At 66.4% G+C, this 14,619-nt stretch carries 13 protein-coding genes and 1 tRNA gene; 8 read left to right on the forward strand and 6 right to left on the reverse strand.

Annotation, left to right across the window (positions count from 1 at the left end; genetic code table 11):
- Window positions 1-303: 303 nt before the first annotated feature.
- The 5 genes from P9849_RS06170 (at window position 304) to der (ending at window position 5,961) form a co-directional block, all read left to right on the forward strand.
- Entirely contained in the window at window positions 304-1,674 is a 1,371-nt protein-coding gene (locus P9849_RS06170) for a pseudouridine synthase (protein WP_278268768.1), read from the forward strand.
- 3 nt (window positions 1,675-1,677) lie between these two features.
- Entirely contained in the window at window positions 1,678-2,814 is a 1,137-nt protein-coding gene (locus P9849_RS06175; RefSeq protein WP_278268769.1) for a prephenate dehydrogenase, read from the forward strand.
- Window positions 2,811-3,614: a (d)CMP kinase gene (gene cmk, locus P9849_RS06180; RefSeq protein WP_278268770.1), complete on the forward strand. Its 804-nt coding sequence runs from the start codon at window positions 2,811-2,813 to the stop codon at window positions 3,612-3,614. The genes P9849_RS06175 and cmk overlap by 4 nt, the downstream gene beginning before the upstream one ends.
- 139 nt (window positions 3,615-3,753) lie before the next feature.
- A complete protein-coding gene (locus P9849_RS06185) occupies window positions 3,754-4,419 on the forward strand; it encodes a lysophospholipid acyltransferase family protein (RefSeq protein WP_278269116.1) in 666 nt (221 codons plus the stop codon).
- A 9-nt stretch (window positions 4,420-4,428) separates the two neighbouring features.
- Window positions 4,429-5,961 (forward strand): ribosome biogenesis GTPase Der, encoded by a 1,533-nt coding sequence (gene der, locus P9849_RS06190; protein WP_107003371.1) that lies wholly within the window; start codon window positions 4,429-4,431, stop codon window positions 5,959-5,961.
- Between the two features lie 462 nt (window positions 5,962-6,423).
- Here the strand turns inward: der and P9849_RS06195 are convergent, their stop codons facing one another.
- The 3 genes from P9849_RS06195 to P9849_RS06205 form a co-directional block, all read right to left on the reverse strand.
- The gene (locus tag P9849_RS06195) at window positions 6,424-7,194 is read right to left on the reverse strand and encodes a hypothetical protein (RefSeq protein WP_278268771.1); all 771 of its coding nucleotides are present in this window, start codon (window positions 7,192-7,194) and stop codon (window positions 6,424-6,426) included.
- A 170-nt stretch (window positions 7,195-7,364) separates the two neighbouring features.
- Window positions 7,365-7,838 carry a DUF6318 family protein gene (locus P9849_RS06200; RefSeq protein WP_278268772.1) on the reverse strand — a complete coding sequence of 158 codons (474 nt, stop codon included), beginning with the start codon at window positions 7,836-7,838 and terminating at the stop codon, window positions 7,365-7,367.
- A 264-nt stretch (window positions 7,839-8,102) separates the two neighbouring features.
- Entirely contained in the window at window positions 8,103-9,257 is a 1,155-nt protein-coding gene (locus tag P9849_RS06205) for an ABC transporter permease (protein WP_278268773.1), read from the reverse strand.
- A 105-nt stretch (window positions 9,258-9,362) separates the two neighbouring features.
- Between P9849_RS06205 and P9849_RS06210 the strand changes: the two genes are divergently transcribed.
- Both P9849_RS06210 and P9849_RS06215 read left to right on the forward strand, forming a co-directional pair.
- Window positions 9,363-9,959, forward strand: a complete 597-nt coding sequence (locus tag P9849_RS06210) for a TetR/AcrR family transcriptional regulator (protein WP_278268774.1) — start codon at window positions 9,363-9,365, stop codon at window positions 9,957-9,959.
- A gap of 138 nt (window positions 9,960-10,097) precedes the next feature.
- Window positions 10,098-10,171, forward strand: a tRNA-Pro gene (locus P9849_RS06215).
- A 335-nt stretch (window positions 10,172-10,506) separates the two neighbouring features.
- On the opposite strand, the gene P9849_RS06220 is transcribed toward P9849_RS06215, so the two are convergent.
- The 3 genes from P9849_RS06220 to P9849_RS06230 form a co-directional block, all read right to left on the reverse strand.
- Entirely contained in the window at window positions 10,507-12,225 is a 1,719-nt protein-coding gene (locus P9849_RS06220; protein WP_278268775.1) for a DNA/RNA helicase domain-containing protein, read from the reverse strand.
- On the reverse strand, window positions 12,212-12,529 hold the full coding sequence (locus tag P9849_RS06225; protein ID WP_278268776.1) for a nucleotide pyrophosphohydrolase: 318 nt from the start codon (window positions 12,527-12,529) through the stop codon (window positions 12,212-12,214). The genes P9849_RS06220 and P9849_RS06225 overlap by 14 nt, the downstream gene beginning before the upstream one ends.
- A gap of 148 nt (window positions 12,530-12,677) precedes the next feature.
- The gene (locus P9849_RS06230; protein ID WP_144628799.1) at window positions 12,678-13,130 is read right to left on the reverse strand and encodes an Lrp/AsnC family transcriptional regulator; all 453 of its coding nucleotides are present in this window, start codon (window positions 13,128-13,130) and stop codon (window positions 12,678-12,680) included.
- A gap of 138 nt (window positions 13,131-13,268) precedes the next feature.
- On the opposite strand from P9849_RS06230, the gene pdhA reads away from it, so the two are divergent.
- Window positions 13,269-14,618, forward strand: coding sequence for a pyruvate dehydrogenase (acetyl-transferring) E1 component subunit alpha (gene pdhA / locus P9849_RS06235; RefSeq protein ID WP_278268777.1), 1,350 nt, complete (start codon window positions 13,269-13,271; stop codon window positions 14,616-14,618).
- Window position 14,619: the final 1 nt, after the last annotated feature.

The following is a 14,619-nucleotide window of genomic DNA, read 5'->3' on the forward strand; positions in this document are numbered from 1 at the left end:
CGGCGACGGCGGGCACGGTCCGCTGAAACAGTGTGTTTCCGCCGAGACAGTGAGCACAACACACTGTTTCAGCGGAAACACACTGTTTCGGCCGGGGTTCACGATGCGAGCCGGCAAACACGGGCATCCGGACCCCTGTAACCAACGTCTCCCTCCCTATGACGCGACCGTCCGGTAGACTGGTCCAGGGCTTCGGCCCTCTTTTCGGCATGCCACGAGGCTGCCAGGCGCTCCCCGGAACCGGTCCACCGGGACTACGGGTCGAGCGCAGCATCAGGTAACACCACAATTTAAGGCCAGGTAATGACACAGTCGGGACGACAGGGTTCACACCGGGGCGGCGACGCCCGTAACCAGGGCGGCAGCCGCCGCCAAGCCTCTTCGGGCTTCAGCAAGTACGGACGGGATGCCCAGCAGGGCGGCCGCAACGACGACGGCGGACGCCGCTCGGGCGGCTACGGCCAGGGCGGCAGCTCCAGCGGCAGCCGTGGCCAGGGCGCGGGCCGCGCCTCCTCCGGCGGCTTCGGCCGCGACGACCGTCGCGGGCAGGGTTCCGGCCGTGGCGAGTGGCAGGGCCGCGACTCACGTCCGAGCCGCGATTCCCGTGACGGCCGCTCCGGCGACTTCCGCTCCGGCGGCGACCGCTTCGGCCAGGACCGCGACGCCTTCACCAAGGACGGCGCCCGTAAGCCGAACCGCCCCAACTCCAACAAGCCGGGCTTCAACAAGAACGGCAAGCCCAAGGCCGGCACCGGCCGCGGTGGCGCCGGAACCGTCGGCGGCACCCGGAAGGGCGCGGGCCGCAAGCCTGTCGCCGCACCCGGCCGTCCGGCGTCGAGCGCTGCTTTCGGCTCCGAGCGTTTCGGCGAGTACAAGGGCCCGGTGAAGTCCCCGCGGCGCGCGCCGCGTCGCGACGTCCCGGACCACGAGCTGCACAGCACCGAGGGCGTGCGCCTGCAGAAGCTCATGGCGCAGGCCGGCGTGGCCAGCCGTCGCATCTGCGAAGAGATGATCCTGGAAGGCCGCGTCGAGGTCGACGAGCAGATCGTCACCGAGCTGGGCCTGCGCGTGGACCCGGAGACGGTCGTCATCCACGTCGACGGCATCCGTCTGCAGCTCAACGACTCGATGGTCTACTACGCGTTCAACAAGCCCAAGGGCGTCGTCTCCACGATGACCGATCCCGAAGGCCGCCGTTGCATCAGCGACTACATCAAGCCGAGCCTCCTCCGGGGCGAGCGCCTCTTCCACGTCGGTCGTCTGGATGCCGAGACCGAGGGTCTCCTGCTCCTGACCAACGACGGCGAACTGGCCAACCGTCTGACGCACCCGTCCTACGAGGTGCCGAAGACCTACCTGGTCCAGGTGCGCGGTCCGTTCCCGCACGGCATCGGCAAGCAGATGCTCGAAGGCATCGAGCTCGAAGACGGCGTGACCCGCGTCGATTCCTTCCGTCTGGTGGATTCCACCCCCGGCAAGGTGCTGATCGAGGTCGTCCTGCACTCGGGCAAGAACCGCATCGTGCGCCGCCTGTTCGACGCCGTCGGCTTCCCCGTCCTGCGCCTGGTGCGCCTCAAGGTCGGTCCCATCGGCCTGGGCGACCAGAAGCAGGGCAGCATCCGCCGCCTGGGCAAGCAGGAACTCGGCCACCTGATGGCCGCGGTGGGGCTGTAAGGCATGTCCGCCTTCGGCATGCACGGGCCCGGTCAGCTGACCGGCCCCGTCGTCATCCTGGGCACCGGCCTGCTCGGCGCGAGCATCGGTCTGGGGCTGCGGGGGCGGGGCGTGGAGGTGTACCTCTCGGATCCGTCGCCCACCAACCAGGCCGTGGCCGTCGACATCGGCGCGGGGCTCCCGCTGTCCGCTTTCGCTGAGGCCGGGCACGACGACGGCGAGGTCCGCCTGGTCGTCGTCGCGTCGCCGCCGGATGTGACCGCCGTCGTCGTGGAGACCGCGCTGAACACCTACCCGAACGCCGTGGTGGTGGACATCGCGAGCGTGAAGGCCGGGATCCTGGCCGCGCTCACCGAGTCCGCGGCGGCGACCGGTCTCGACCTGAGCCGTTACGTCGGCACGCACCCCATGGCAGGCCGGGAGAAGTCCGGGCCGGTCGCGGCGCGTGGCGAGCTCTTCACGTCGATGCCGTGGGTGCTGTGCCCCGGACCGGCGACGTCGTCCGAGGCGCAGGAGACGGCGCGGACCCTCGCGCTGGACCTGGGCGCGATCGTCTACGAGTTCACCCCGACGGAGCACGACGAGGCCGTGGCGCTCGTGTCGCACCTGCCGCAGGTGATGTCGTCGCTGCTGGCCAGCCGCCTTCAGGAGGTGGGCGAGCACTCGCTCTCCCTGGCGGGCAACGGCCTGCGGGACACCACCCGCATCGCGGCGAGCGACCCGAAGCTCTGGGTGCAGATCCTGGGCGCGAACGCCGGCCCGATGGTCGAGATCCTGCACGGCGTGCGCGATGACCTGAACCGGCTCATCAACACGCTAGAAGCCCCGGAGGCGCCTGGCGCGCGGCTGGACCTGGCTCAGCTCATGAGCGAGGGCAATGCCGGTCAGGCCCGGATTCCGGGCAAGCACGGCGGCCAGGCCCGCAGCTATGCGTGGCTCACGGTGCTGGTGGATGACCGACCGGGGCAGATCGCACGGCTGCTCACCGAGATCGGTGAGATCGGCGTGAACCTGGAAGACATGCGCCTTGACCACTCGTCCGGGCAGAATGTGGGCATGGTGGAGCTTTCGGTGCTGCCGAGCAGGCACGATGCCCTGGTGGAAGAACTGAGCAAGCGCGGCTGGAAGGTGTTGCAATGACCGAGGGAACCCCGAACCCGGGCACGGTGGCTGCCGCCGCCGCGTCCAGTGCCGCTGCTTCGCGCTCCGGCGAGGAGCACGCGGTGGTCCGTCCGGGCAGGTCGCTGCTCGTGGCCATCGACGGGCCCAGCGGTTCCGGCAAGTCCAGTGTGAGCAAGGCGGCGGCGCGTGCGCTGCGCCTGGCCTACCTGGACACGGGCGCGATGTACCGGGCACTGACCTGGCACTGCCTCGATGCGGGTGTCGATCTGAGCAGCGCCGCGGCCGTGGAGAACGCCGCCGAGGCACTCGCGCTGCACATCAGCACCAGCCCGGATGAGGAATTCGTGCGGGTCGGCGGAGTGGATGTCACTCAGGCGATCCGCGAACCGCGGATCTCGGAGCATGTGAGTGCCGTGGCGACCACCCTGGGCGCCCGGACCGAGCTCATCCGGCGGCAGCGCGAGCTCATGGAGCAGCACCGCAACCGCATGGTCGTGGAAGGCCGGGACATCACCACAGTGGTGGCCCCCCGCGCCGAGGTCCGGCTCCTGCTGACCGCCAGCGAGGAGGCACGCCTGCGCCGCCGCGGCGTGCAGCTCGGCGGGACGCAGAGCAAGGAGCAGCTGGCCCAGCAGGTCCTGGCCCGTGACGCGAAGGACTCGACCGTGGTGAACTTCACCCGGGCTGCGGACGGCGTCGTCACCCTGGACTCGAGCGATCTGGACTTCAAGCAGACGGTGGACGCGGTGCTGGACATCGTGCACCGGGTGCTGGAACACGGCATGCTGGGCTCCGTGCCCGCTGAACAGCGTGACTGACGACGGCGCGGCGCCCGTGGGTGCCGCACGCGCCGCTGCCGGTGGTTCGGGTGCCGGTGCTGCCGGTGCTCGTACCGGTACCGCCGGTGGTCGCGCCGCCGGCGCCGGTGGGACGACGCCGGTCCCGCACCGCGCCACCATGTGGTGGGCCCGGCCGGTCGGCTGGTTCCTGGATCATGTGGCGTACCGAACGACGGTGTACGGCCGGGAGAGCGTCCCGCGGGATGTTCCGGTGCTGTTCGTCGGGAACCACCTGAGCTATCTGGACGGTCCCGTGATGTTCGGGGCCAGCCCGGTGCCCATGCACATCCTGGTCAAGCAGGAGATGTTCACGGGCTTCCTGGGCGGAGTCCTGAGAGGCTCGGGGCAGATCCCGGTGGACCGTTCGCACGGCCGCCAGGCGCTGAATACGGCGAAGTCCCTGCTCGATGCGGGCCGGAATGTCGGCATCCTGCCGGAAGGCACCCGGGGGAGCGGGACGGCCGCGAGCCTCAGCAACGGGGTGGCGTGGCTCGCGCTGCACACGGACGCCGTCGTCGTGCCGGTGGGGATCACCGGGACCCGGCGCGAAGGCGAACATCTGGATCATGTGCCCCGGCCCGGTCGGCGATTCGCCGTGGGCTTCGGGGAACCGCTGTGGCTGAGCCGCCAGGCGGGGGAAAGTGGCCGTGCTTCAATGGACAGGGCGGCCGAGGAGATCAGGCAGGCGCTGGTGACCGAAGTGTCACGCGTCGTGCGGAGAAGTGGACTTCAGCTGCCGGAGGGCAGCGTGGACCCGGCCGGGACCCGGCTGGAGAAGGTGTAAAGGGAGAACATGAGCGAGAAGCTGAACGGCCAGGAAGAGGAGTACGTCCCCGCTGGTCCGGACAACGTCGATGAGACGTTCGCCGCCATGGACGAGACCGAGCTGGAAGCCCGGGCCGCGAGTCTGCGGGCCGGCCTGGATGATTATGAGCTCGACGAGGAGGACGCCGCCCTTCTGGCGGAGCACCTCGGTGAGGACTTCGAGCAGGTGGAGCGCAAGCCCGCTCCCGTGCTGGCGATCATCGGGCGCCCGAACGTCGGCAAGTCGACGCTGGTCAACCGCATCCTGGGACGCCGCGAGGCCGTGGTGGAGGACGTCCCGGGCGTGACCCGTGACCGCGTCATGTACCCGGCGGAGTGGAACGGCAAGCGATTCACGGTCGTCGACACCGGTGGCTGGGAGCACGACGCCAAGGGCATCCACGCCTCCGTGGCCGCCCAGGCCGAGGTGGCCGTGGAATTCTCCGACGCCGTGCTGTTCGTGGTGGACTCCACCGTCGGCGCGACCGCGACGGACGAGCTGGTCATGAAGATGCTGCGCAAGGCCAAGAAGCCGGTCATCCTGGTGGCCAACAAGGTGGACGATTTCGTGCAGGAGGCCGAGGCCGCCGCACTGTGGGGCCTCGGTTTCGGTGAGCCGTACCCGGTGTCCGGTCTGCACGGCCGCGGTGTGGCCGATCTGCTGGATCATGCCATGAAGGTGCTGCCGGAGTTCTCCGCCGTGGATTCGGTCGAGCGCACGGGTGGCCCGCGCCGCGTCGCGCTGATCGGACGCCCGAACGTCGGCAAGTCCTCGCTGCTGAACAAGCTGGCGGGCTCCGAGCGTGTGGTGGTCGACAACCTCGCCGGCACCACGCGTGACCCGGTCGATGAGTACATCGAGCTGGGCGGCGAGACTTGGAAGTTCGTGGACACGGCCGGTATCCGCCGTCGTCAGCACATGGCGCACGGCTCGGATTACTACGCCTCGCTCCGCACGCAGGCCGCGCTGGAGAAGGCCGAGGTGGCCGTGGTGCTGCTCGCCGTGGACGAGGTCCTGAGCGAGCAGGATGTCCGCATCCTGCAGCTGGCGATCGAGTCCGGCCGCGCCATGGTGCTCGCCTTCAACAAGTGGGACCTGCTGGACGAGGACCGACGCCGGTACCTGGAGCGCGAGATCGACCAGGATCTGGCACACGTGGAGTGGGCGCCTCGCGTCAACATCTCCGCGAAGACCGGCTGGCACAAGGACAAGCTCGTGCCCGCCCTCGAGCTGGCCCTCGACAACTGGGATCGCCGCATCCCGACCGGCAAGCTGAACGCGTTCCTCGGCGAGCTCGTGGCCGCCCACCCGCACCCGGTGCGTGGTGGCAAGCAGCCGCGCATCCTCTTCGCGACGCAGGCCAGCAGCCGCCCGCCGAAGTTCGTGCTGTTCACCACCGGGTTCCTCGATCCCGGATACCGCCGCTTCATCACGCGCCGCCTGCGCGAGACCTTCGACTTCCGGGGCACCCCGATTGAGGTCTCGATGCGAGTCCGCGAGAAGCGTGGGCGGAACCGGTAGGTTCTCGTGGTGGTCGGGCGCTGACGGGCGTGCTGATGCGCGGCGGGTTGGCGGCCGACTAGCGGCCGGCGGCTGAGTGACGGCGCTTGACGTACGACGGCGGCGGGTCTCCCTGAGAGGGAGGCCCGCCGTTGGCGTTTGCTGGGGGCGGTCTGTTCCGGGTCACATCGGTGCCCGAGTGTGTTCTCGGTGTGGTTATTGCCGCACCGAAGAGAATTTCGGGCACCGATTTCCAGTGCTAGCCCGTGGGTCCTGCGCCGTTCCAGATGGACTGCGCCCTTCTAAGCGTCCTGCGCTCATCCTCGTGCGTTGCACCGTTCCTGGTGTACCGCGCCCTTCCTGGTGTGTTGCGCCGTTTCTGGTGGGCGGCGCCTCAAGGGGGAGCGGAACGTCAGCAAAGGCGCGGTTCTGTGGTTCCGGCCCACTCCGACCCGCTTGGGCCAGCTCCGGCTCGATGGTGGTTCAGCAACCGGCACCGTGGGGGTTCTGGTTGCAGTCATCGGCGTACCAGTCGACCTTGGAACGCCAGACGGACAGCCGCACCCCCGGGGACGTGACCGTGGCTTCGCCCGGGATCGGCATGGTGGGACCTCCGTTGATGCTGTAACTCCCGTGGAACCGGGTGGTCACGCTGGCGACGAACTCGCCGGTGCGCTGGTACGCGTGGGACGTCCTGGTCTCGGTGCCCCATTGCGCGTTGGGCAGGGACGTCCCTTCGAGCTCGGTCGGGCCGAGCGTGGTCCCGTCGCCATAGTCGTACGTGGAGGAGACGGGGTAGACCGTCAGGGTGATGCTCTGACCGAGGAGCGTCAGGGGGAACGTCTGTTTCGTCGGGTGCGAGTAGAAGTTGGTGTTGAACCCGACCAAGGTGTGAGGCTGTGGCTGGACTCCGAACTCGGCCGCGTTGATTTTGCGCGACTGGAACTCACGAGCCATCAAGCCCGGAATGTTGAGCAGCGCCTGAGCCTCCCGGGGGTTGTAGACACACGTGGGTGAGCCATCGTTGGTCCACTGCGACCACTCGGGGTCCGACAGCCCGATCGGCGCATAGCGGTACTGCGCCAAGTACCCGGCCTCTCGGTGGTCCGCGCCGGCCGGACACTTCTGGGCATTGCGGTTCGACCCGAGGCACTTGGTGTCCTGGCTGCCGGCCTTGTCGATCTGGCAGGGGAGCGTGAGAAGCCACTGGTACTTGGGGGCGTCAGGCGAGGTGTGGACGGATGTGAAAATCACGCCCGTAGGAGTCGGATTGGTCGTTGTAGCCCCCTGCTCGACGTGGTCATCCACTAGGAAAGGATCATCCACATCTGTGCTGGCTCTAGCTGCCGGAGTTCCAACAAGCATCGCGACGAGAATCACCGCGCCCCAAATCCAGGGCACCTTCTGATGGGAGTGAGCCACGGCTAGCTCACGATCAGCTTTGAGTCGGTGACGAACCAGCGTGAGTTGGTCCACCAGAGTTGGAAGGCGAAGCCGTTGTTCGTTTCACTGAACAACTTTCCTGAACCTGATGCGATGTGGATCCGCGCCCGGCTCTGCCGGATCTGGGCTACGAGAATCGGCTTGTCTGGAATGGCCTGAGATCGGAGCTCAATTCGCTCGGCCTTGAGCTGCCCTCCGACGATCCAACCTTTCTCGTATACAGATTCGATCTTTTCGGGGACCGTCCTACATGTGATGCACTCCTCGGTGTGGAGCGCCTTCAGTTTGCTCACGTCCCCTGTCTCGTACGCATACGACAGCATCGCGACCCAGTACCCCACGAACGCCTTCGCCCCGTCGGGCGTCTCCTTCTTCGCAGCCTCCGGCATCACGGGCACGGGAACGTTCAGGGCCTTGCTGGTCGCGGTCGCCGGCTTGTAGGCAGGCTTGGCCACAGCGGACGGCGAGGGTGACGCAGTGGCTGACGCCGGCGTCGTCGGTGGGGGAGAAGGGCTCGGACCAGAGGGACCGGTGCCGCAGGCGACCAAGCCCACGCATGACAGCAGGACGAGCAGACACCAGGACACGGCACGCTTCATGGAGGACCCCCAGTTGGTCGGCAGTAAAGACAGACGCCACTCTACGGCAAATGACCAACAAATGACAGAAGTTATCCACAGTGCTGGGCGGGCGATGCGCCGCCCGCCCAGCAGGATCGATCAGACCTCGGCAACCGCTGACTGATCACGGAAGTGGCCGGTCACGATCAGGAGTACTCCAAGAACCGCCCACCCGGCCAGGACCAGCCAGGGGAAAGCGGTCGCCGCGTCGGGGAAGTAGGAGAGGTCGCGCAGGAGCGTGCCGGAGGCGCCGGGCACGAACCACTGGCCGACGTCGCCCCACGGCGCCGGCAGGAATTCCTTGGGCTGGGTCAGCGAGGACAGGGGGTTGCCGATGAACATCGTGAGCACGGCGCCCACGGCGATGCCCGCTCGCCCGATCAGGGCCGACGCGCCGGTGATGATCGCCGCCGTCGCCGCGATGCCGAGTCCGATCGCCGCAGCGTTGGCCCAGTAGTCGCCCTGGAGGGTGTGGAACCAGCCCTGCAGAATGCCGGCGAGGCCGAGGCCGCCCAGCACCCCGTAGCTCACGACCGCGGCGAGGCGACGCCATGCGCCGGACACGAGGAGTGAGATCAGGATGCCGCCGACCATGCCGCCCATCGCGAGCGGAAGACCTGCGACGGCCAGGCCGGTGCCGCGGGAGTCGTCGGCAGACAGCGGTACGACGTCGGTGACCACCACGGTGGGGACGGTCGCGTGCTGTTGCTGCGGAGCCGACGTCGTCGTTCCGGCAGGGGGCGGCGTGGCCTTGCCCTGGGCGGCGGCAGCGAGGCCCGCCTGGAGCTGCTGGACCGCGGAGGTGAGTCCGGTGATGGCCTGCTGGTCGATCTGGCGCTGAATTCCCGCGCCGAGCTGGGTCAACGCGGAGCTCGCGACGGGGCTCGCCGCACTCGCGACCAGGATCTCGGGCGCGCCCGCCTCGGCAGTGGCGGGCAGGATGACGGCGCCGTAGACGTCGCGCTTCTTGATCTGTGTCAGGGCGTCGTCGCGGCTGGCGACGGTGCGGATGTCGAGCATGCCCTCCGGCGCTTTCGCGGTCAGCTGCTGGACCTGCTCAGCGCTCCCGACGACCGCGATCGGCAGGTGCTGTGCCTTCGCCGTGACGCTGGGCCAGGCGAAGGCGAGGAGGATGACGCAGACCGCGACGGCGGCGAGGACCGCCGCGCGGAGGGCGTGCGGCCACGGGGTGTGCGGGGCGTGGGTGGCGGGGCTGGTGTCCCGGTGGGCGGGCGTGGACTGGGGAGTGCTCATGGTGACTTCCTTCAACAAAAAGAATATTCGTTCTCTATTGTCCTCGCGAAGGCTAGACTGTCAAGAACGATCATTCGTTTTCGGTCGATCGATGGAGGAGTGGGCATGCCGAAGGTCAGCGACGAGCACCGTGAGAAGCAGCGGCAGCGGATTCTGGAGGCCGCGCTGACGTGTGTGGCGCGGAAGGGGTTCGCGTCGACGTCGATGTCGGACATCATCGCGGAGGCGGGGCTGTCCGCCGGCGCCGTGTACGTGTACTACCGCAGCAAGGAGCAGCTGACGATCGACGTCGGGCGGAAGGTGCTTGGCGAGCGGGTCGCCCTGCTGGAGGAGTACCTAGGACGCGACCAGGTGCCGGCGCCGGCGGAGGTCATCCCCGCCTTCCTCGAACAGATGCCCGACGATGGCTTCTTCCCCGGCGTCGCCGTGCAGGTCTGGGGCGAGGCGATCCATTCGCCGGCGTTGGCCGAGACGGCGGAGAAGCTCATCGGCGAGATCGGCGGTCACTTCGCGGATTACTTCGCCGCCTGGTTCCGCCAGTCCCGCGGGCTCGGGGAGCGCGAAGCGCAGACTGAGGGCCGTCGCGTGGCGCCCGCCGTGCTCGGCATGGTGCAGGGCTACATGGTGCAGAGCGTGTTCCTCGACGACGACGCGCGGGCCCGGTACCGCGAGGCTGTGGCGGTCGTTGTCGGTGGGTTGTGATGGGTGCTGACGGTGCGCTGGCGGTGTGCGACACGAGGGGTCTCGAGGGTGGCGATGATTTCGCATCTGGGCCGGTTTTCGTATAGGGTAGAACCCGTTGCTTGAACGGCCGCGAACAGCGATAACGGTCAGGCAAGGCGGGCTGTAGCGCAGCTTGGTAGCGCACTTGACTGGGGGTCAAGGGGTCGCAGGTTCAAATCCTGTCAGCCCGACCGCAAAGTCCCGGAGACCACTGGTTTCCGGGGCTTTTTTGGTTCCGGGAGGGCTCGTGCAGTGCAACTGATGTGAACAAGGTGGCCGTGATCTCAGAGTTCAGACAACGGGATACCTGTGCTGACTTGTCCTCGGACGGTTTGCAGTTGAGCTGGGGTGACAAAGTGCCGGGATGCAGATTGCACCTAGCGCCGATGCCGGTTGGCGACCGGCTTCCTCTCGCTTGGCCCTTAGTCGGTGGGCGCATGGAACGAGCTGGTCGCCCGCTATGGGAAGAGCGGTCTGATCAATCCCTCGGCGGTGATTAGACCCGACTTATCGGTAGCACCATGAATCAGAGGAACCGGCTCAGGCGCTTCCTCAACGCTGCATCGTGAACATAGACGTACGTCCCGCGCATCCCGCGCGTCAGAAGGACCGTGTAGATGTTCCTCACCAGTTGCAACAGTTCGGCATCGGAGTACCTGATGCCCCGCTTGGTGTTGTTCTCCATTCCCTTCTTGTCGAAGTAGTTCGAGCGATCGAAGTAAATGGATCCGGTCTCCTCATCGAGTCGGAGGTCCTTGCCGATGATGACGCCTGCGTAGTTCAGGTCATAGCCCTGAACGGTATGAATCGAACCCACCTCAAGCTCTGAGCCGGCGGCGCTGATCCAATCTTTTGGAGAGGAGTTCCAACGGAGCATCACATCGCCGATCTCAATGTCATAGGCACTCTTGTCCGCCTTGCTGTTCCAGGCCCAGGCGTACCCAGCAACCAAGCGTGAGAGGCCTACTTCCTCGTTTCGCTTCAGAATTGCGCGGCGCATCTCGCCGAGATCGTCGTAGAACCGGAGGTCGTAGTCGGGGAACTCCTGCCGCGTGGGAGGGGGCGGGTTACTCAGGACCGCCTTGATGTACTCGACATAGTCATGTTCGGAGGAGATCCGCATCTGCGAACGAAGCTGATGCAAGGCGCCATTCGAGTGGGCTGAGTCTATGAGGGCCTGAGTTGTCGAACCTGGTAGGTCTGCCGGACGCACGCTCTGATCGCGGTCGAGCATGAAGATGGTGTGTTTGCTTTGGTGGGTGATCCAGTCCAACTGGGTCAGTTCGGGATCGTCGCGCCCGAACAGTCGAACGTTGATGTCGGCGAACTTCCGGTTGAGTGCGGCGGCAGCCTGGTTGGCACGATGGTTGAGCCGATGCGCTTCGTCCACGATCAACAAGTCGAACGGCTCTTGGCTCTCTCCAACGTCGAAGGGCGACAAAACCATCCCCTTCTTGAGCCCGGGCGTCTTGGAGAAAACACGTCTGATCGATTCGCGGAGCGACTGCTGGGGAACGACAATGCCCGCCCGGAAGTCTTGGAGAAGCTCTGGATGGCCCGGTGTGAAGAAGTCGCTGAAGATCGAGTCTTCATCGATGGGATCTTGAGGATCATGGAGCCGGATATCCTCGACGAGTTTGAGCAGATAGATGGCAACCACGGTTTTGCCGGTCCCGGGACCGCCCTGGACCACGCTGATGCTGGTCTTTCCACCGTTGATGTCATGAAACAGGCCATCCAGAATGTCCTGTACGGCGCCTGCCTGGTCGTGGTTCAGCGCTTTGAAGGGCGACAGCTTGAAGAGGTCACTGTTAGTGATCTCCGGGATCGTCCTGGTGAAGAGATGTTCCTGAGTGCGGAGTTCTTCAAAGATCTCCTCGAAAGACTTGCGGTATGTTTCCCGGTCGTAGTATTCCGAGTCGATGATCCCGGCATTCCGATTGAGGACCGTGTAGTTACCGTCTCCTGCGAACATCCGGATCAGAAACGACTCCAGATCGAGGCAGGCAGACTTGTTGAAGCGCTCATTGACGATGACTCGAGTGTCGGTCATGGTGCTCTTATCCAGTGACGCGACATGCTGTTTGAGTCTCGCCTCGACGTTGAGCGATTCGCCGACGTACACCTCGGAGGAACTGTTCAAGACGTACACCACAGGCCAGTTGCGGTGCCGTTTGTCAGTCGCTCCCCAGCGGGCTATCTCGGTTGCGTCGAATGCGACATTAGCGAGACTAAAGCCGGTCATACTTGTCGCTCCGCCCCTTCGCCTTGTCCACCGGATACTTGCTACGAGTCAGCTCGAGCTTCTCTAGTACGAGAGCTCCAGGATCGACGTCGAGCCGGTCCGCAAGGAGCAGGCAGTAGGTGAGAACGTCCGCCAGCTCGAGTTTCGCGTTCGGAAGGTCGGCCCCACCCCATTGGAAGCACTCGAGAAGTTCGCCGGCTTCAATGCTGATGCTCTTCGCCAGATTCTCCGGTGTATGGAATTCGCCCCACGCTCGCTCTTCGACGAAGGAGCGAAGGGCGTTCATGACCGCTGGATCGAGCATGCCCCAAAGCTAGCAGAGGTTGAATGCACTCCAGCAGTCGAACGTCAGAGTCGTCGATGCTGCGCGACGTTGACATTGCGATTTGTCGGGCGAGCTGGCTCCCACGACCCGAGAAAGTGCAATGTCGAACGAGACGGATTGCGCCAAGCTACCGAACCTCGACATCTTCAAAAACCAAGAACGTCTGCGTATCCAGCACCTCCGGCATGTTCTGCAGCTGATCGAACACGACGCGCCTCAGATCCGCGTTATCAACGGCCCGCACCAGCAAGATCACGTCGAAGTCGCCGCCGACCAGCGCCACGTGGTGGACCTCGGGGATGTCGCTGAGCTTCGCCCGTAGCTCCCGCCACGAGTGCTGGCGGACCTTGAGGGTCACGTAGGCGCTCGAGCGCAGGCCGGCCTTGAGGGGGTCGATCTTGGTGGTGAAGCCCGTGATGATGCCTTGGTCCTGCAGTTTCGCGATGCGGTTGTATGCGTGCGCCCGGGAGACGTGCACCTTCTCCGCGATCGTCGTCACCGATTGGCGGGCATCCTCCGTGAGCAGCGCGAGAATGGCGCGGTCCACTTCGTCCACGGGACCTCCTGTGATCCAGCTCATATTCGACGTTACGTCTACAAGATACTCACTTTCGAATCCACATTTCCAGGATTCCGCCGATTCGTGGATACGAAACGATCCTCCGGACCATACTGATCCCAACACATCGCTGTCAGGACCATGCTGCAAGGAGGCATCATGACCATTTCCGTCAGCCCGCCCGGAGGCGGCCGGTCCGTCGAGGACACAGGCACCGCAGACGGCGCGCCGGCCGCCGGTGCGGCCTCGCCCCACGCCTCGACGCAGGGCGTGCCACAGGACACCTCGCCACAGACCAAAGCACCACAAACCACCAGCCTCCAAGAAGCCGTCCAGAACTTCGGCATCAGCATCGAGGACTACCTGCTCCCGGTCCACGGCCAGATCCAGATCCTCGCCGAAGACGGGATGATGCTCCCTGAAGACCGCCGCGGCTCCAGCCCCGGCCACCAATACCCCGTCCCACCGGACGAGGAACTCCTCGAGGCGTACCGTCGCCTCGTCGTCGGGCGCAGGGTCAACGACCAGAACTCGGCGCTCGTCCGCCAAGGACGCCTCGCTGTCTACCCGTCGAGCCACGGCCAGGAGGCCTGCCAGGTCGCGGCGGCGTTGTGCCTCCAAAAGAGTGACTGGATGTTCCCCACCTACCGCGACGCCGTCGCCGTCATGACGCGCGGCGTCGACCCGGTGGAGGTCATGACCATCTTCCGCGGCGACTGGCACGGCGGCTACGACCCGCACGCCCACCACGTCGGCATCCAGAGCACCCCACTCACCACACAGCTCCTGCACGCGGTCGGCGTCGCGCATGCCGCGAAGCTCCGCGGCGAGGACACGGTCGTCCTCGCGATGTGCGGCGACGGCGCCACAAGTGAGGGCGACTTCCACGAGGCCCTCAACTTCGCCGCCGTCTTCCGTCTGCCGGTCGTCTTCTTCGTCCAGAACAACCAGTACGCCATCTCGGTGCCGCTCGCGCACCAGACCGCGGCGCCGTCGCTCGCGCACAAGGCCGTCGGCTACGGCATGGCGGGGGAGCGGGTCGACGGCAACGACCTCGTCGCGCTCCTCGCCGTCCTCGACCGCGCCGTCACCTTGGCGCGCTCCGGTTCCGGTCCGCTCCTGGTCGAGGCGAACACCTACCGCATGCAGGCCCACACCAACGCGGACGACGCCACCCGCTACCGCAACCAAGCCGAGGTCGAGGCGTGGGCGGCCAAGGACCCGCTCAACCGCATGCGCCACTACCTCCGCGCCGCCGGGCAGCTCACCGACGACGTCGAAGCCGCCTTCGCGGATGACGCCGAGCAGGTGGCCCAGCGGCTCCGCGAGGGGCTGAGCGTGGAGCCCGACATCGACCCGCAGGACCTGTTCCGCTACGTCTTCACCGAGCCCACCCCGCAGCTGCGCGAGCAGGCCGCCTTCCTGGCGGACGAGCTCGCACGCGACGCCGAGGGCGCCGCAGCCGGCACAGACACCGCCGCCACCGCCGACACCCGAATGGAGCGCTGAG

The sequence above is a fragment of the Arthrobacter sp. Y-9 genome (genome assembly GCF_029690065.1).
Classification (GTDB): Bacteria; Actinomycetota; Actinomycetes; order Actinomycetales; family Micrococcaceae; genus Arthrobacter_E.